The sequence below is a fragment of the Klebsiella sp. MISC125 genome, from assembly GCF_051131775.1.
Taxonomy (GTDB): Bacteria; Pseudomonadota; Gammaproteobacteria; order Enterobacterales; family Enterobacteriaceae; genus Klebsiella.
On sequence record NZ_CP180448.1, the window covers coordinates 2,470,568 to 2,487,345 of the forward strand.

A 16,778-nucleotide genomic window follows, 5' to 3' on the forward strand; every position below is an offset into this window, starting at 1 on the left:
TTCTGCCGCCAGGCGAATTACGCGCTAACAGTGTTGCTGGCCTTAATGTGCTGCCAGAAACGCTCGGCGGATTGATTGAGCCGCGCACCGGAGCGGTAGATATAAGCGCCGATCGGCAACGACAGGCTCTCATCCATTATCGCCAGCCGGCCTTCCTCAAGCTCGCGCTTGATAGAGTACTGCGGCAGCCAGCCCACGCCGTCGCCGTTGAGGATCATGCGTTTGAGCAGTTCGCTCATCGATGAAACAAAGGTCAGCGAAAAGGTAATCTCCGGTTTGCGGTCGATAACCTGATTCACCTGGCGACCCATATAGCTATCGTTGGCGTATTTCATCAGCGGCAGCACGCCGCGATGTAAATTAAAAAGCGGTCTACCGTGTTTATCGCAAGGTGAGACGAGATGCAGCGCCGAGTCGAAAATTTTGTGATTGATAAACGGATAGTTCATCAGCTCTTCATTATAAAACGACAGAATAAAATCGCTTTTTCCCTCTTTAAGATTGAATACCGCGTCGTTGACGTTAATCGATTCAACATGGAAAGTCTTATTCTTGCGGTCGGTATAACCGGCGATAATTTCGGGGAGTAATAAAACGGAAAGCGAAGGCGCGGCGTCAATTCTTATTTTCTGGGTGGTGTTATTCAGCCCTTTTATTCGACTGATTTGAAAATCCATATCGTCGAGCATATTTCGCGCGTAGCCGATGAAAATTTTTCCACGGTTGGTCAACTGTAGCGGGTTTGCCGCGCGGTCAAAGATGCTGAAACCCAGCGAGGCCTCGAGTGCCTGGATGCGGCGGCTAAAGGAAGACTGTGAAATATTTCTACTTTTGGCCGCGAGCGTAAAGCTTCTGGACTCTTCCAGAGCAATCACATCGTAAAGCCATTTTACTTCAAGATTCGCCAGCACAGACCCGATCCTCAACACTGCATTAATAGCTATGCAATTTTAGCATAACGCATAGAAACTATGCAATTAACACAATCAGTCACAGGTGTTAACATTTTCTGGAGTTCAGCTTATTACTTAGCGGTAAAAGCGGCATTTTCAAAAGTACAGGCGACACCCTACACGAGCACGATTTTAAATCGTAGCTCCGGTCTGCTCATCCTGTTTATTTATTTTCTGCCAGGATTTATCTGCTAAAAATAATCCGCCAGATTAAACAGGCTGAAATAACCGATGCATCTTATCCAGCCAATAGTTTGTCAGGAGTTCCATGTCACGTATTGAATCAGTAAAAGACGCTCTTCTTGAGCTTGGTATTCAGGAAAGCAGCGAGCTGTTTTACAACCCCGATTACGATCTGCTGATTGCGCATGAAACCAGCGCGGAATTAACCGGCGCGGCGCGTGGCGTCATGACCGAGTCCGGCGCGGTTGCCGTGGATACCGGCATTTTTACCGGACGCTCCCCGCGCGACAAATATATTGTCAGAGATTCCCTAACGCGCGATACCGTCTGGTGGGCCGACTCCGGTCTCGGTCGTAACGATAATAAACCGTTAACAACGGAAATCTGGGCTGACCTGAAGGCGCTGGTGGCCGGACAGCTTAGCGGCAAAAAACTGTATGTCGTTGATGCCTGGTGCGGTGCCAGTCCGGCGACACGCCTGGGTGTACGCTTTGTCACCGAGGTGGCGTGGCAGGCGCATTTCGTCAAAAACATGTTTATTGCTCCCAGCGCCGAAGAGCTGGCTGAATTTACGCCGGACTTCGTGGTGCTCAACGGTGCGGGATGCACCAACGAAAAATGGCAGGAACAAGGGCTTAACTCTGAGAACTTTGTCGCCTTTAATCTTAGCGAGAACATTCAGCTGATCGGCGGTACCTGGTACGGCGGCGAGATGAAGAAAGGACTCTTCTCGGTAATGAACTATCTGCTGCCTCAGCAGGGGATTGCCTCAATGCACTGCTCGGCTAACCGCGGGGAAGCGGGCGACGTCGCGCTGTTCTTCGGCCTTTCTGGTACCGGTAAAACGACGCTTTCCACTGACCCGTTGCGCCAGCTCATCGGCGATGATGAGCACGGCTGGGATGACGACGGCGTATTCAACTTTGAAGGCGGCTGTTACGCCAAGACTATCAATCTTGACCCGCAGGCTGAGCCGGAAATTTATCGTGCGATTCGCCGCAATGCATTACTGGAAAACGTGGTGGTCAGAGCTGACGGCAGCGTCGATTACGCCGATGGCAGTAAGACTGAAAACACCCGGGTCTCGTATCCTTTAGCGCATATCGAAAATATCGTTAAGCCGGTATCCCGTGCGGGCCATCCGTCGAAGGTGATTTTCCTCGCCGCCGATGCTTTTGGCGTACTGCCGCCGGTTTCTCGTTTAACGACTGAACAGATGCAATATCACTTCCTGTCTGGCTTTACCTCAAAGCTGGCCGGTACCGAGCGCGGCATTACTCAGCCCACGCCAACCTTCTCAGCCTGCTACGGCGCGGCGTTCCTGCTGCTGCACCCGACGCAGTACGCCAGCGTTCTGGCGGCAAAAATAGCGGAATCGGGGGCCGAAGCCTGGCTGGTGAATACTGGCTGGAACGGGGAGGGCAAACGCCTGTCGCTGCGCGATACGCGTAATATCATCAACGCCATTTTAAACGGCACCATCGGTGAGCTGCGTGAAGAGGCGGTTCCGATCTTTGGTCTGTCGATTCCTGAAAGCGTTCCTGGCGTAGAGAGCGCGCTGCTCGACCCGCGCAGCGGCTGGTCATCTGCGGATAAGTGGCAGGAGAAAGCGGAAAGCCTGGCGCAGCTGTTTATGGATAACTTTAAACAGTATAGCGATACCGAGGCGGGAGCCCGTTTAGCCTTAGCCGGTCCAACGTTGGATAAATCAGCGGTTACGGCTTAATCCTGATAGCTAAAAGCTGATTAGACATTGTGTTCGTATTTCTGCCGGGTGGCGGCTAGCGCCTTACCGGCCTACGAAAACCAAATCCGTCACCTGGCAATTCCCTGAGTGGCTTTTTGACAGCAATGTGAACCCGGGCATCCGCTCGGGTTTTTTATTGTGCCGTTTTGGTCAGCAAAAAATCGACCAAGGCTTTCACCCGCTTCGTTTTCCCCGCGCTTTTCGGATAGTAAAGATAAACCGGCGGATCGAATATGGTCGCCGCCGCAATCGTTGGGATCGCGATTTACCGGTTGGCGTGCTTATGGCAGGGAAATACCTGACCACGTCCGTTCAGTGCATCTGTTAAAAAAGATTATGTCGTGTTGATAGTTGTGCGCAAAATTGAGCAGACTCGCTACACTAGCCTCACGCATTTGCTGCCCTATTTTATTCATGAACAAAAAACGTTACCGGTTACGAACCCTTATGCTATTTCTGTCAGTTGGCGGGATAGTGTTGACCTCTGTGCTTCTGCTGAGCGCATTGACGGTGTTTCAGAAAGGAAATATTGAGAATAGCCTGTTGCAAGGCAATATTGCCTACGCACGCAAGCTTGCTGATACCACCGATCGCTATCTGGGCGTTGCACAGCAAGAACTGGCATACAGCGCCCGCCTGATCATCGGGCTTCACGATCGTAAGCAGTTGAGAGAAGAGGCTGACAGGCTGCGGATGCAGTCCGGTTTTTTCAATTCAGTGGTGATAGTGACGGCTGATGCGGTGATTGCTGCAACCTCCCCGGAGAGCCTCAATTTGGTTGGGTTGACGCTGCATTCTGAAGCCAGCAAGCATGCCATTCGCAGCCAAAAAGCTTATATATCACCGCCATTCACCTCCGCGACGGGTAACTATGTTGTCTTTATTTCGCAACCATTATTCTCACCCGAAGGCCACTACATTGGCTTTATCGGCGGTACTATCTATCTAAAAAAACACAGCATGCTGAGTGAAATTCTGGGTCAGCATTTTTATGCAAACCAGGCGGATGTCAGTATCGTCACGGCTGAAGGGCGGATTCTTTTTAGCGACGATCCCGTGTTGATTGGTACTGATGTGAGTACTGATTCGGCCATCAAAGCCAGGCTGGCGCACGCGGGTAGCGGTCACTTCGTAGATAAACAAAAAAGTGGTGCCAACCTTATCGGCTTCGCAAGCCTGCAGCAGGCCGACTGGAAGATTTTCATTTCAGGCACTTCTGAAAACGTCTCTCGTATTTTGATGAAGACCATCATTAATGCTTTCTGGTTCACTCTGGGCATTCTTATTCTGACTATCGCTATAGTGATATTTTTTGCCGGGCGTATCTCTATGCCTCTGGAAAAACTGGCCAAATTTACCCGCACTGAAGATAGCGATAAAGCGCTTAAGCAACTGGCTCAGCTCAATCCTGGCTATCAGGAGGCGGAGCGTCTGAGGGAAGCCGTCAGCCATCATCTGGAAACGATGTCGCGACAGGTTAATTTACTAAGCGATGAGGCAATGACGGATCCGCTAACGGGTCTTTATAACCGTAAAGGGTTCAGCTCTTTGGTTGAAGAGCGTTTTTTGGTCGGTGAACACTGCGTCATTGCTATTGATATTGACCACTTCAAGGACATCAACGATCGCCTGGGTCATGATGGGGGGGATGCGGTTCTGGTTAGCTTTGGCAAACTGCTTCGATCGCTGGCGCGGCAAAATGATATTGTTTGCCGGTTTGGTGGGGAAGAATTTATCCTCTTCCTACCGGATTGCACTCTTGAGACAGCGGCTTCTGCCGTGGAACGCATAAGGGTTGCGGTATCCGAGACGCAGTTTCCAAATGGCGCCAAAGTGACTCTTTCGGCCGGGGTGGCAGCACTCGCTGATTGTGATGATATCGGCCAACTCCTGAGGCAGGCGGATCTGGCAATGTATCAAGCCAAAGGAGCCGGGAGGAATCAGGTGTGGGTTAGTGATAAGCAAGGATTTACGCTTTACAAAAATTGAGCAGACGGGAGCCGTATCACCTGTCTTGCTGAAGACTCGGATTCTCACAAAATTATCGCATCAATGTTGTTAGCCTGCTGGCGGCTTTTTATCCGTGCTTAACCCAGAGTAATTTTTCTACCGGGAAACCCAGTTCGCGAGCAATGCCGAGATACTCTTGCTTGACGGCATCGGGGATCGTCGGCGTGCGCGCCAGGATCCACAGGTAATCACGATTTGGGCCGCTGACTAACGCGTATTGATATTTATCATCCAGCGCGATCACATTGTAGCCACCATAAAACGGCCCAAAGAATGAAACTTTAAGCGCTGCAGTGGTTGGTGCGCCGGTAAAAAAGGCTTTGCCTTGGCTCTCATTCCATTTTTGTTTCTGCGGATCAAAACCCCGGTTGAGAACGCTGATCCCTCCATCATCGCGTTTACCGTAAGTAGCGGTCACTTGTTCAAGACCGCGTTCAAAACGATTCTCCAGGCGTGCGATTTCGTACCATTTGCCAAGGTAGCGTCCAGCGTCAAACCCTGTGATGGGCTGGACCCCCTTCGGAGGGGTTGGGGATTTACAAGCAACCAACGTCAGTGCAATAGCGACGCCGGTCAGGACGGGCCATATTTTCATCGGAAGTCCTTTTATCAACTCGGTGAAAATTAAGTGTAGCCCAGGCTTTCGGCGTTTCATTCGCTGTGGTAATAATCGCTGTATATTAGGAGAAATCTATTTCTTGCTCATCGTCCCGCGTCATGGAAGGTATATGGAGTTATGATCAGAGATACTATGGCTGAAAAGAAGGGATGCTCAGCAAGCGATGAGGACCAGGCCTGCGAGTAAGCAGGCCTGGTCATTCGAGGACTATTGATGCTGCTGCAGTATTTTCAGGAAGTCTTGCTTGTTGGAGATGAGTGACAACGCCCTGGCAATAATTTCATCGCTAAAAATAGAGGCGATCTCTCTCAGGACATCGATATGCTCGCTCTCTTTAGCAATAACGCCGATAGCAATGAACATGACGTTGCTTCTATCCCAGATTACACCATCAGGAAACTGAAAGATTTCCACTCCGCTTTTAACAATGATATTGGTTGCTGACTTAGGAAGATGCGGCAGCGTAATGCCGTTACCTAAAAAAGTAGAGACCTGACGTTCTCTCTCGTTGAGGAAAACAACGCAATCCTCGCTGACATATCCCTTTTTTCTGAAGTCAGCACCAATCATGGAAAGAACTTCGGCTTTATTTTTAGCCTGACATGATAAGTGCAAATTATCCAGCGTAATATTATCGATCATAATCCGCTTTCCTTTGTCGCTGTGTTGAGTCGTGCATCGTATTTATTCGATGAAAGTTCTTCTTCTAACTGTTCCAGCGATTTGTTCGATGTTTCTGGCAACGCTGTTATGACAAAGACGATAGCTAAATAGTTAATGGCAGCGAAGATAAGGAACACCGGGCCTAATCCGAGCTTGGCCTGTAATAAAGGGAACAGATAGCTGACTATCGCATTCATTACCCACATGAAAAATACCGAGATACCCATCGATAATCCGCGGAATTTCAGTGGGAAGAGTTCGGCTAAAACCACCCATGTAATAAAGCCCATCGTCCCCTGCATAACCCCAACGAACATCGCGCCCAGCAGCCAGATTGCCGTGGCTTTAATATCGCCGACGAGGGTGTAGTCTACGCCAGCGATAATCAGGTGAAGGGTCGCCATGAGAGCAAAGCCGTAGATGATGATGGTCTTGCGTTTAAAACGGTCAACGAGGTACATCACGCCGAATATCATGCCACCTACTGAAAATACGCCATTGAGCACGTTGCATATCAATGAAGTTCTTTCCGAGAACCCTGCAGTACTCAGGATTTCCGTGCCGTAGTACATAATGACGTTGACGCCGGTGGTTTGCTGCAAGGCGGCCCAAACGATGCCAACGATGAGTAATTTGAGAATCCACGGTGTCTGAAGAATCGTTACGAAAGAGTTTTTATTAGCCAGTTTTTTATCCGCTTCGATTTTAATTAACGTTGTGATGTCATTGAATTCTTTCATCGCACGTTCGAGCGGGCGGATTTGTTTTAATATTTCGAGGGCTTCTTCATGGCGGTTTTTACTGATCAGCCAGCGGGGGCTTTCAGGCGAGCGCAACATACCGACAAACAGGCAGATGGCGGGTATGGTTTGTACCATTAGCATATATCGCCAGACTTCGGGGAGGTGGCCCCAGACAATGCCTATAATGGCGTTGATGGCAAATGCGGCCAACTGTCCGATAACAATCGCCACTTCGTTTAAGCCAGTCAGTTTACCGCGCATTTCCGTTGGTGCGACTTCAGAAATAAATGTTGGCGCGGTTACTGAGGCGCCACCGACAGCATAACCCAGAATAAAACGAGAAATAAGAAGAACCGTGATATCTGGAGCAAGTGCGGACATTAGTGCGCCGATGAAAAAAACAAATGATAAAAAGAGCAGGTACTTTCTTCTGCCAAAGAAATCGGCGAACTTCCCTCCGAAAACGCTACCTAAGGCGGCACCGATCAGCAACACGCTCATTACCAGACCTTCTGTGGTTGGTGTCAGAGCCATATATTGTTTCAGTGAGGAAAATGCACCATTAATAACTCCGGTGTCGTAACCGAATAGCAGGCCGCCAAATGTTGCTACTAAAGTTATTTGGTGTAGTCGTTTTCTCTGTTGTAGGTTCAGATTCATTATAAGAGACATTTTTATACCTTTTGTTTTGATTAACGGCACAAGATAAAAATAAATCACCCCCAGCCACGGCCGATCTTTTAGTTCGCTGGCATATGACGGGCATGAAATGATTTTTGTTCTTTGTGCTACTTAGCTCTTTTAGTTATTCGCTAAATAAATCCGGTCAAAGAGGCTTCTTTTGATTAATGATGAATCATTAGTATATGTAGGGTTTTTTCCTCCGGGGTCGTTGGCGTACAGAATGTCCCCGGTAGCATTTTCGTGTGAACTGGTGGTGGTATGGCAACCGCCAACATAGACGGTACCAATAAATTCTGATCTCACTTCTCTCATGGAATCCTCCGGGGGGTTAGGATTTCTGCTGCACCTTAGCGTAATCAAAGTGCGTTTAGTGAGGTGAGATTATGGCATTTAATTTTGAAATGAAAATGCAAATAGATCACATTTTGGAAATTTCATTTCGATTGTGATGGGTTCGAATGAGTACTCATGGTGTCAGATACAATGTGGTTTTTATAACATATTGATATTGAATGTTATTTTTTAACATTTCAAAGATTGTGGATTATGGTTTTTTGGGATCTAATGTTAAATTTATGATATGTATCACATTTGTTATTAAAGCTCATTAATGAAATTAAAATTCTATTTTTGTATTTATTTTATATTTTATTCGAAATTTGATGGGTTGAAAGCCACTCCCGGCAGCACCTGGATGGTAAGTCTGGGTTGGCAAGAGAAGTGGTAAAGGACAGGGGCACGGATCTTTACTGTTTGACTTGTGACCGCTAATTCAAATGTATCTTGTATGAGTCGGGGCATAAAAAAATCCACGCATCTGCGTGGATTTTTTAGTGATAAAAAGAGATTAGACGTTGAACAGGAAGTTCATGATATCGCCATCTTTCACAATATAATCTTTACCTTCAGCACGCATTTTCCCGGCTTCTTTAGCACCTTGCTCGCCTTTATAGGTAATAAAGTCTTCAAAGGCGATGGTTTGGGCGCGGATAAAGCCTTTCTCGAAGTCGGTGTGGATTTTACCTGCCGCCTGCGGTGCGGTTGCACCGACTGGGATGGTCCACGCACGAACTTCTTTCACGCCAGCGGTGAAGTAGGTTTGCAGGTTCAACAGTTCGTAACCAGCGCGGATAACGCGGTTCAGACCCGGTTCTTCAATTCCCAGTTCAGCCATGAACTCCTCGCGATCGGCATCGTCGAGTTCAGCGATATCGGATTCAACAGCGGCGCAAACGGCAACCACGACAGAACCTTCCGCAGCCGCGATTTCGCGCACTTTATCGAGGTACGGGTTATTCTCAAAACCGTCTTCGTTGACGTTAGCGATATACATGGTTGGCTTCAGGGTCAGGAAGCTCAGGTATTTAATCGCTGCTTTGTCTTCTTCGGTCAGGTTTTTCAGCGCACGCAGCATACCGGCGTTTTCCAGCTGCGGCAGGCATTTTTCCAGAGCCGCCTGTTCAGCTTTAGCGTCTTTATCGCCGCCTTTGGCCTTTTTCTGTACGCGGTGCAGGGCGCGCTCACAGGTGTCCAGATCGGACAGCGCCAGTTCGGTGTTGATAACTTCGATATCGTCAGCCGGATCCACTTTATTGTTAACGTGGATAATGTTGTCGTTTTCAAAGCAGCGCACCACGTGACCGATAGCTTCGGTTTCACGAATGTTGGTCAGAAACTGGTTACCCAGACCTTCGCCTTTAGACGCGCCTTTTACCAGACCTGCGATATCGACGAATTCCATGGTGGTTGGCAGAATACGCTGCGGTTTGACGATTTCAGCCAGTTTGTCCAGACGCGGATCGGGCATCGGAACGACACCGGTGTTCGGCTCGATGGTACAGAAGGGGAAGTTGGCCGCTTCAATACCCGCTTTGGTGAGCGCATTGAACAGGGTGGATTTGCCGACGTTGGGCAAACCGACGATACCGCATTTGAATCCCATGATTTAAATCACCTTAATCTTTGGATAATCAACCTGTTACAGTGAGCAGATTGTAGAAAAGTAAATAGCTTTGCCTATTATACACCGTGCGCGGCAAAAATTCCGCACGTCGACCGTTTATTGCGCTTTAAAAGCGTGTAATCGGTTGGTTGCTTTGGTGAGACCTTCTTTCAGCCAAACTTCGGTACAACGCACCGCTTCGTCAACAGCTTCATCAATGAGTTTCTGTTCGCTAACGGGCGGTTTTCCCAAAACAAAACCGACAACTTTATTTTTATCGCCCGGATGACCGATTCCCACACGTAAGCGGTGAAAGTTCGGGTTATTACCCAGTTTGTTGATGATGTCTTTCAGGCCATTATGGCCGCCATGGCCGCCGCCAAGTTTGAATTTAGCTACGCCGGGCGGCAGGTCGAGCTCATCATGGGCCACCAGAATTTCATCTGGATTGATGCGAAAGAAGGTTGCCATAGCCGATACGGCTTTACCGCTAAGATTCATAAAGGTGGTGGGTACCAGCAGACGAACATCTTCGCCAGCAAGGTTAATCCGTGAGGTGTAGCCGAAGAATTTGCTCTCTTCGCGCAGCGGTGCGCGGTTGCGCTCAGCTAATAAATCTACATACCAGGCACCGGCGTTATGTCGGGTCGCGGCGTATTCAGCGCCGGGATTGGCCAGGCCGACAATCAATTTTATGGTCACTTTTCTATCCTGAGTGGGTCGTTCTCTGGCGCGTAGTGTACTGTCTGCGCGCGCGGTTGACAAAATTCTGCCAGCGAAACGCTGCGTGTCATGATGGTTTCGTGTTTGAACAATTAGAATTTGATGTAGTTCAGTAGGTTATTTGTAAACTTTTGTTGGTTTGATGTTCGCTTATGTGATCGTCCACGCAATCGCTTTATTGGTCATTGTCTATACTATACCTACAAGATTTGGGGATATTCCCATGCAACCCAAGGTTCCGGAGGTGACATATGAAACGCAGAAACGCTTCGTTACTCGGTAATGTGCTGATGGGGTTGGGGTTGGTCGTCATGGTTGTCGGCGTTGGTTACTCTATTCTGAACCAGCTTCCGCAGCTTGACCTGCCGCAGTTTTTTGCGCATGGCGCAATCTTAAGCATTTTTGTCGGCGCGGTTCTGTGGCTGGCAGGTGCGCGTATCGGCGGCCATGAACAGGTCAGCGACAGATACTGGTGGGTTCGTCATTACGACAAACGCTGCCGCCGCGATCAGCATCGCCACAGCTGAGTGAATTCCATTCCACCAGCCGTTCAGTACGGCTGGTGCGTTCTATCATAGCCTGGGCAGGCTATCCCTCTATTGTCGTCTAAATTTCCCTTTCGTTACCCTTTTCGAATATTACGGGGCGATCCAAATTCGTATACTTAGCACTTGACCCTGACGTAACGTCAGACAGCAGAGTGGCGTCACTGGTAAACGAAAGGAGCAGTCATGTTAATTCAGGTGGGAGAACTGGCGAAGCGTGCCGGAATAACCGTTCGCACGCTACATCACTATGAACAAACAGGATTGCTGACCCCTTCAGCCAGAAGCGCGGCGGGTTACCGGCTATACAATCTGGCGGCCGTTCAGCGGCTGCATACGATCAAGGTGTTGGCTCAGGCCGGGCTGGAACTCGCCACTATTAAGGATTATCTCGCCAGGGATGCTTTCTCGCTGTCTGACCTGCTGGTCAAGCAGATAACCACTCTTGATCGGCAGCTACAAACCATCTCAACGCTACGCGAACGGCTGGCGCTGCTGCGCGATGAGTTAGACAGGGGAAGTGACCCCGATCTGGAGTCCTGGCTACAGATGCTGGAGCTAATGAAAATGTACGATCGCTGGTTTAGTCAACAGGAACTACAGGTGCTGCCGTTCGCGGAACAGGATGAGCAACGTAATCAAGCCTGGCGGGCGCTGGTTAATGAAATTCAGGGATTAATGCGCAAGCAATGCCCGGCAGATGCCCCTCAGGCGATGAGTCTGGCGACCCGCTGGATGGAACAGTTAGAGCAGGATACCGCTGGACGACCTGAATTTTTGACCCGGCTGAATGAAATGCATGCCGCCGAACCACAGATGTGCGAACAAACCGGCGTTACCCCGCAGATCATTGACTTTATCACTCACGCTTTTGCGGAAAGTAAACTGGAGATCTGGGCGCGCTATCTGAACGCCGAGGAGCTGGCGTTCACCCGGCAGCACTATTTCGATCGGCTGATGGAATGGCCGGCGTTAGTGGCGGAACTGCATTATGCGTGTCGCGAACAGCTGACACCGGCTTCATCGCAAGGACAGCAGCTTGCACAACGCTGGCTGGCGTTGTTTCAATCTTACGCCGGAGATAACCCGCAAACTCAGCAGAAGTTTCGCTACGCGATGGAGCAGGAGGCGCATTTGATGAAGGGAACGTGGATGACCCCGGAGGTGCTTGCCTGGCTTCAGCAGGCTATAGGGGTGATGATGCGGCAGGCACAGGGGCCTGCCGCCAGCTAATTAAATGTCCGCCAGCGCGGCGTTACGATCCGGGTAAAAGCTCAGGCGACCCGCAATCGGTTTAACGCCTGCGCGCGCCAAAGTGCGCAGCGGTTGAAACTCGAGGTTAGAGACGCGCAGCTCACAGCCTTCCGGCAGCTTACTGACAAAGCGCTGGAAGGCATCAAGCCCACCGGCATCCAGCACCGGCACAGCATCCCACTTCAGCACAACGATACGTTTACCTTCAACCCGCGTTTCCAGATCGGTAAACAGCCCCTCAGCGGCAGCGAAGAACAGTGGCCCTATCACGCGTAGCACCAACACATCGTCAGGCACTTCAACGTTGACCGGCGCGAGGCGAGTCATGCGCGCAATCCGGCGCATAAACAGCAGTGAGGCCAGCACGATACCCACGCTGATGGCGATAACCATATCAAACAGCACGGTCAGCGACATACACATCAGCAGCACGATAATGTCGTCTTTCGGGCCGTGACGCAGTAAGTTCACAACCTTATGCGCCTCGCTCATATTCCATGCCACCATCAGCAGCAGCGCCGCCATCGCGGAAAGCGGCAGCCAGGAAAGCAGCGGCGCGAGGACCAGTAGCGCCATGATCACCAGCAGGGCGTGGATCACGGCGGAAACCGGTGAGGTTGCGCCAGCACGGACGTTTGCTGCTGAACGAGCAATGGCGGCAGTGGCGGTAATACCGCCGAAGAACGGTGCAACGATGTTGCCAAGGCCCTGGCCAATCAGTTCGCTATTGGCTTTATGCTTGGTGCCGGTCATGCCATCCAGTACCACGGCGCAGAGCAGCGATTCAATCGCCCCCAGCATAGCCATCGAAAACGCCGCCGGGAGCAGTGCCTGCAGCGAGGCCCAACTGAGCGTAAAGTCCGAACCGGGCATATCCCACGGCAGAACCAACTGCGGCAGCAGTTGCGGAATACCGTTGCCCTGGCTGCCGTCGGCGAGAATATAGTGGAACTGAGAGCCGATAGTGGCGACGTGGCCGCCAACCAGGTTGACTACGCCCATCACCGCACAGCCTGCCAATAGAGCTGGAAGGTGGCCAGGAAGGCGGATCCCGAGGCGCGGCCAGAAAATTAAGATCCCTAGCGTGACCACGCCAATCGCCGCATCACCGAGGTTAATCGTCGGCAGGGCCATAAACAGTGCGCCGACTTTCTGCAAATAATGTTCAGGCACGTGGGCCATCTGCAGGCCGAGAAAATCTTTAATCTGCATGGTACCAATGGTGATACCAATCCCGGAGGTAAAACCGAGCGTGACCGACAGCGGGATGTACTCAATCAGGCGACCAAAGCGTGCCAGGCCGAAAAGAATTAAAAACACCCCCGACATTAACGTCGCCACCAGCAGCCCCGCAAGGCCAAACTGCTGCGAAACCGGGTATAAAATGACCACGAAGGCAGCGGTTGGTCCTGAGACGCTGAAGCGCGACCCACCGGATAGTGCGATGACGATCCCGGCGACAGCGGAGGTATAAAGTCCGTACTGTGGCGCTACGCCGCTGCCTATTGCCAGCGCCATCGCCAGCGGAATGGCGATGATCCCGACGGTAATCCCGGCAATGACATCGCGGGTAAATCGCGATGCGGTATATTTTTCTTTCCAGCAAGCGTCGATGAGGGCGCGGAAAGGCATCACATGTGAGGAAAATAATCTATTCACAATAATGTTTCATCCATGAGCGCATCATCTGTCAACTGAATGGCAGGTGAAGGAGGCATTAATCATTTCCACGTCATCCTTCGGGATGCCTCTTTGTTGGCTGCGCTCATTTACCCCAGTCACGTACTACCTGTACGCTCCTGGGGATTCATTCACTTGCCGCCTTGACGCATACCGAATGATTTTGTGGCTAAATAAAAGGTTTAGAGACAAAAAAACCCGCCGCAGCGGGTTTTTATGCCGGGCTCGATTAGTGTTCGAACATGGCAGAGATGGATTCTTCGTTGCTGATACGACGAATCGCTTCGGCCAGCATGCCAGACAGCGTCAGAGTACGAACTTTTGCCAGCGCTTTGATTTCTGGTGCCAGTGGAATGGTATCGCAGACGACGAATTCGTCAATCACAGAGTTTTGGATATTCTGGATAGCATTACCTGAGAAGATCGGGTGCGTTGCGTAAGCGAATACGCGTTTAGCGCCACGTTCTTTCAGTGCTTCTGCTGCTTTACACAGGGTACCGCCGGTATCAATCATATCGTCAACCATCACGCAGTCACGACCAGCGACGTCACCGATGATGTGCATCACCTGAGAGACGTTAGCGCGCGGGCGACGTTTGTCGATAATAGCCATGTCGGTATCGTGCAGCAGCTTGGCAATAGCACGAGCACGAACGACGCCGCCGATGTCCGGAGAAACCACAATCGGGTTATCCAGATTCAGCTGCAACATGTCTTCCAGCAGGATTGGGCTGCCGAATACGTTATCAACCGGAACATCAAAGAAGCCCTGAATTTGTTCTGCATGCAGATCAACGGTCAGGACACGGTCGACGCCAACGCTGGACAGGAAGTCGGCAACCACTTTTGCGGTGATAGGTACGCGAGCAGAACGAACACGACGGTCCTGGCGAGCATAACCGAAGTAAGGGATAACAGCGGTGATACGACCTGCCGAAGCACGACGCAGAGCATCAACCATAACAACCAATTCCATCAGGTTGTCATTGGTGGGAGCACAAGTGGACTGGATGATGAAAATATCACCACCGCGTACGTTTTCATTGATTTGTACGCTGACTTCGCCGTCGCTAAAACGACCTACAGCGGCGTCGCCAAGAGAAGTGTACAGGCGGTTGGCAATACGTTGTGCTAGTTCCGGGGTAGCGTTACCAGCAAAAAGCTTCATATCAGGCACGAGAAGAACCTCAGGCATGCGTCCAGTGGTGGATGAAACGGGCCAAGAACTGTGCGGGTCGGCACGATTCCATCCAGGCGGTGTATTTAAAGAGCTCGATGCAACGTCTGGAACAGGGTGACGTTGTCACCGTAACTCAGTATCCCCGGCGTACTCGCCGTTTTTTGCTAAATTCAGCAGGACTTAGAGCAGCGATTGCTTGAGCGGAGAGATGTTAACACCTCGCGCTACAAAGCCATGCAGCCATGCCGGGGCTTTTTTAAGCACCTGACGAGCGGCGGATTCAGTGTCAAATTCAGCAAACACACATGCACCGGTACCAGTCAGGCGCGACGGCGCATATTCTAGCAGCCAGGAAAGCGCCGCATCAACCTCGCGAAAACGTTTTCTTGCGATAACCTCGCAATCATTGCCGAATTTACATTTTAATAACGTATTAATTGACCTGCTCGGGGTATCACGAGGAAGTTCCGGATCGCGAAAAATAATCGGTGTTGGAATACTGACCCCAGGATGGGCGACCAGATACCACTTTTCTTCTGGTTCGACCGGCGTCAGGATTTCACCCACGCCTTCGGCAAAAGCCGCATGACCGCGAACGAACACCGGCACGTCAGCACCTAGCTGCAAACCTAAAGCGGCCAGTTCATCTTCTGAAAGATGGCAGCCCCATAGATGATTAAGCGCCACCAGCACGGTGGCGGCATTGGACGATCCGCCGCCGAGACCGCCGCCCATGGGGAGAATCTTATCGATGCTGATGTCGGCACCGCTGCCTGCGGGCAGGGTCCCGCGCTCAGAGGCTGCCTGCATTAATAACCTTGCCGCGCGAATAATCAGGTTCTCATCATCCGGCACGCCGTCCACCGGCGTCAGCAGGCGCAGTTGACCATCATCACGCGGTTCGATGGTCAACGTGTCGCCGTAATCAAGGAACTGAAACAGCGTCTGCAGCGTGTGATAACCATCGGCGCGCTGTCCGGTAATGTACAAAAACAGATTCAGCTTCGCAGGAGAGGGCCAGCGGGTCATCATTTCACAATCCAGTTATCCATTTTCAGCTTGATGCGCTGACTGCCGTTGTTGAGTTCCATATTGGCCGGAAGTGAGGGTTTCGTATCAGTGGTGTAGCCGCTATAGGTGACATGCCAGGTCTTGCCATTTTGCGTGTAGTTCAGCTCGCGTAGACGGTACTGGTCATCAAGAGCGTAATCGGTCGCCTCACCCGGCAGACCGATAATCCACTGGCGCAGGCTGTTGAGCGGAATCGGCATCCCGGTCAGGCGGCCAATCATCTCTTCTGCATCGGTCGCAGTGTAGGTCTGTCCTTTATTGTCGATCATCTGCACGCTGCCCGGCTGCGCGGTCAACGACAGTTCTGTGCTGCCGAGCGGGTTAGTCAGCAGCAGACGATAGCGGTCCTGGCCAGTCTGCTGCCAGAAGAAGCGGGCATACACTTTTTGTTCATCTGAGAGGTAAGCAAAAGCGCCGCGCGTCTGGAACTGATTGAGATTGCGGACATCTTGCTGGTGCTGACGCCACTGCGGAGCGTCAGGGCTTTTACCTGGTCCTTGCGGAGCGTTAATCGTACAGGCGGTCAGAACGAGGCTTGCCAGCGGCAACAGGCGGAACAGTCGATTCATAATGATGACAAATCCTTGATGTCTACAGTGAAATACGGCGAATGGGATAAAGTCGCGGCCGATTTGTGTAGCGGGTTACAATAATAACCTTTAATGCTAGCGTCGCCGGGCGGTAGCGTCTACGTTCAAGTTGTCTGAAATCAAAAAATTACCGTTAATGGCTATTACTGATTAGCTATTACTCCAAAAGGGGAGGCTCTCTTTTATTGATT

Annotated in this window: 14 protein-coding genes and 1 pseudogene; 4 read left to right on the forward strand and 11 right to left on the reverse strand. The window is 50.9% G+C overall.

The annotated features are described in order from the left end of the window. Positions 1-17: 17 nt before the first annotated feature. A complete protein-coding gene (locus tag ACMYSL_RS11665; RefSeq protein ID WP_110274211.1) occupies positions 18-911 on the reverse strand; it encodes a LysR substrate-binding domain-containing protein in 894 nt (297 codons plus the stop codon). 310 nt (positions 912-1,221) lie between these two features. Between ACMYSL_RS11665 and pckA the strand changes: the two genes are divergently transcribed. Next, a complete protein-coding gene (pckA, locus tag ACMYSL_RS11670) occupies positions 1,222-2,862 on the forward strand; it encodes a phosphoenolpyruvate carboxykinase (ATP) (RefSeq protein WP_434662960.1) in 1,641 nt (546 codons plus the stop codon). Between the two features lie 154 nt (positions 2,863-3,016). Here the strand turns inward: pckA and ACMYSL_RS11675 are convergent. After that, a pseudogene (locus tag ACMYSL_RS11675) lies at positions 3,017-3,109 on the reverse strand (LysR substrate-binding domain-containing protein); the annotation flags it as partial. 188 nt (positions 3,110-3,297) lie between these two features. On the opposite strand from ACMYSL_RS11675, the gene ACMYSL_RS11680 reads away from it, so the two are divergent. After that, the gene (locus tag ACMYSL_RS11680) at positions 3,298-4,872 is read left to right on the forward strand and encodes a diguanylate cyclase (RefSeq protein WP_434662962.1); all 1,575 of its coding nucleotides are present in this window, start codon (positions 3,298-3,300) and stop codon (positions 4,870-4,872) included. 88 nt (positions 4,873-4,960) lie between these two features. On the opposite strand, the gene ACMYSL_RS11685 is transcribed toward ACMYSL_RS11680, so the two are convergent. The 5 genes from ACMYSL_RS11685 to pth form a co-directional block, all read right to left on the reverse strand. Next, positions 4,961-5,488: a lipocalin family protein gene (locus ACMYSL_RS11685; RefSeq protein WP_434662965.1), complete on the reverse strand. Its 528-nt coding sequence runs from the start codon at positions 5,486-5,488 to the stop codon at positions 4,961-4,963. A 231-nt stretch (positions 5,489-5,719) separates the two neighbouring features. Continuing rightward, complete coding sequence (locus tag ACMYSL_RS11690; protein WP_112213362.1) at positions 5,720-6,154, reverse strand: PTS sugar transporter subunit IIA; 435 nt, start codon at positions 6,152-6,154, stop codon at positions 5,720-5,722. Next, positions 6,151-7,590: a sugar porter family MFS transporter gene (locus ACMYSL_RS11695; RefSeq protein ID WP_304259820.1), complete on the reverse strand. Its 1,440-nt coding sequence runs from the start codon at positions 7,588-7,590 to the stop codon at positions 6,151-6,153. The genes ACMYSL_RS11690 and ACMYSL_RS11695 overlap by 4 nt, the downstream gene beginning before the upstream one ends. A gap of 859 nt (positions 7,591-8,449) precedes the next feature. Beyond that, positions 8,450-9,544 carry a redox-regulated ATPase YchF gene (gene ychF, locus ACMYSL_RS11700; RefSeq protein ID WP_110274204.1) on the reverse strand — a complete coding sequence of 365 codons (1,095 nt, stop codon included), beginning with the start codon at positions 9,542-9,544 and terminating at the stop codon, positions 8,450-8,452. A 117-nt stretch (positions 9,545-9,661) separates the two neighbouring features. Then, positions 9,662-10,246, reverse strand: a complete 585-nt coding sequence (gene pth, locus ACMYSL_RS11705) for an aminoacyl-tRNA hydrolase (protein ID WP_110274203.1) — start codon at positions 10,244-10,246, stop codon at positions 9,662-9,664. A 272-nt stretch (positions 10,247-10,518) separates the two neighbouring features. On the opposite strand from pth, the gene ychH reads away from it, so the two are divergent. Together ychH and ACMYSL_RS11715 are read left to right on the forward strand one after the other, a co-directional pair. Next, on the forward strand, positions 10,519-10,794 hold the full coding sequence (gene ychH / locus ACMYSL_RS11710) for a stress-induced protein YchH (protein ID WP_004103160.1): 276 nt from the start codon (positions 10,519-10,521) through the stop codon (positions 10,792-10,794). A gap of 204 nt (positions 10,795-10,998) precedes the next feature. After that, the gene (locus ACMYSL_RS11715; RefSeq protein ID WP_434662969.1) at positions 10,999-12,045 is read left to right on the forward strand and encodes a MerR family transcriptional regulator; all 1,047 of its coding nucleotides are present in this window, start codon (positions 10,999-11,001) and stop codon (positions 12,043-12,045) included. On the opposite strand, the gene dauA is transcribed toward ACMYSL_RS11715, so the two are convergent. From dauA to lolB, 4 genes are all read right to left on the reverse strand, one after another. Next, positions 12,046-13,725 (reverse strand): C4-dicarboxylic acid transporter DauA, encoded by a 1,680-nt coding sequence (gene dauA, locus ACMYSL_RS11720; RefSeq protein ID WP_181485859.1) that lies wholly within the window; start codon positions 13,723-13,725, stop codon positions 12,046-12,048. It lies immediately after the preceding gene. Positions 13,726-13,975: 250 nt separating this feature from the next. Further along, entirely contained in the window at positions 13,976-14,923 is a 948-nt protein-coding gene (prs, locus tag ACMYSL_RS11725; protein WP_110274385.1) for a ribose-phosphate diphosphokinase, read from the reverse strand. Between the two features lie 183 nt (positions 14,924-15,106). Continuing rightward, positions 15,107-15,955 carry a 4-(cytidine 5'-diphospho)-2-C-methyl-D-erythritol kinase gene (ispE, locus tag ACMYSL_RS11730; protein WP_185930844.1) on the reverse strand — a complete coding sequence of 283 codons (849 nt, stop codon included), beginning with the start codon at positions 15,953-15,955 and terminating at the stop codon, positions 15,107-15,109. Continuing rightward, positions 15,955-16,566 (reverse strand): lipoprotein insertase outer membrane protein LolB, encoded by a 612-nt coding sequence (gene lolB, locus ACMYSL_RS11735; protein WP_182239462.1) that lies wholly within the window; start codon positions 16,564-16,566, stop codon positions 15,955-15,957. The genes ispE and lolB overlap by 1 nt, the downstream gene beginning before the upstream one ends. Positions 16,567-16,778 lie beyond the last annotated feature (212 nt).

Bases quoted from the DNA above. Each gene is read 5' to 3' on its own strand.
- pckA (WP_434662960.1), top strand. From the start codon at position 1,222: ATGTCACGTATTGAATCAGTAAAAGACGCTCTTCTTGAGCTTGGTATT.
- ACMYSL_RS11680 (WP_434662962.1), top strand. From the start codon at position 3,298: ATGAACAAAAAACGTTACCGGTTACGAACCCTTATGCTATTTCTGTCA.
- ACMYSL_RS11685 (WP_434662965.1), bottom strand. From the start codon at position 5,488: ATGAAAATATGGCCCGTCCTGACCGGCGTCGCTATTGCACTGACGTTG.
- ACMYSL_RS11690 (WP_112213362.1), bottom strand. From the start codon at position 6,154: ATGATCGATAATATTACGCTGGATAATTTGCACTTATCATGTCAGGCT.
- ACMYSL_RS11695 (WP_304259820.1), bottom strand. From the start codon at position 7,590: ATGTCTCTTATAATGAATCTGAACCTACAACAGAGAAAACGACTACAC.
- ychF (WP_110274204.1), bottom strand. From the start codon at position 9,544: ATGGGATTCAAATGCGGTATCGTCGGTTTGCCCAACGTCGGCAAATCC.
- ychH (WP_004103160.1), top strand. From the start codon at position 10,519: ATGAAACGCAGAAACGCTTCGTTACTCGGTAATGTGCTGATGGGGTTG.
- ACMYSL_RS11715 (WP_434662969.1), top strand. From the start codon at position 10,999: ATGTTAATTCAGGTGGGAGAACTGGCGAAGCGTGCCGGAATAACCGTT.
- ispE (WP_185930844.1), bottom strand. From the start codon at position 15,955: ATGACCCGCTGGCCCTCTCCTGCGAAGCTGAATCTGTTTTTGTACATT.
- lolB (WP_182239462.1), bottom strand. From the start codon at position 16,566: ATGAATCGACTGTTCCGCCTGTTGCCGCTGGCAAGCCTCGTTCTGACC.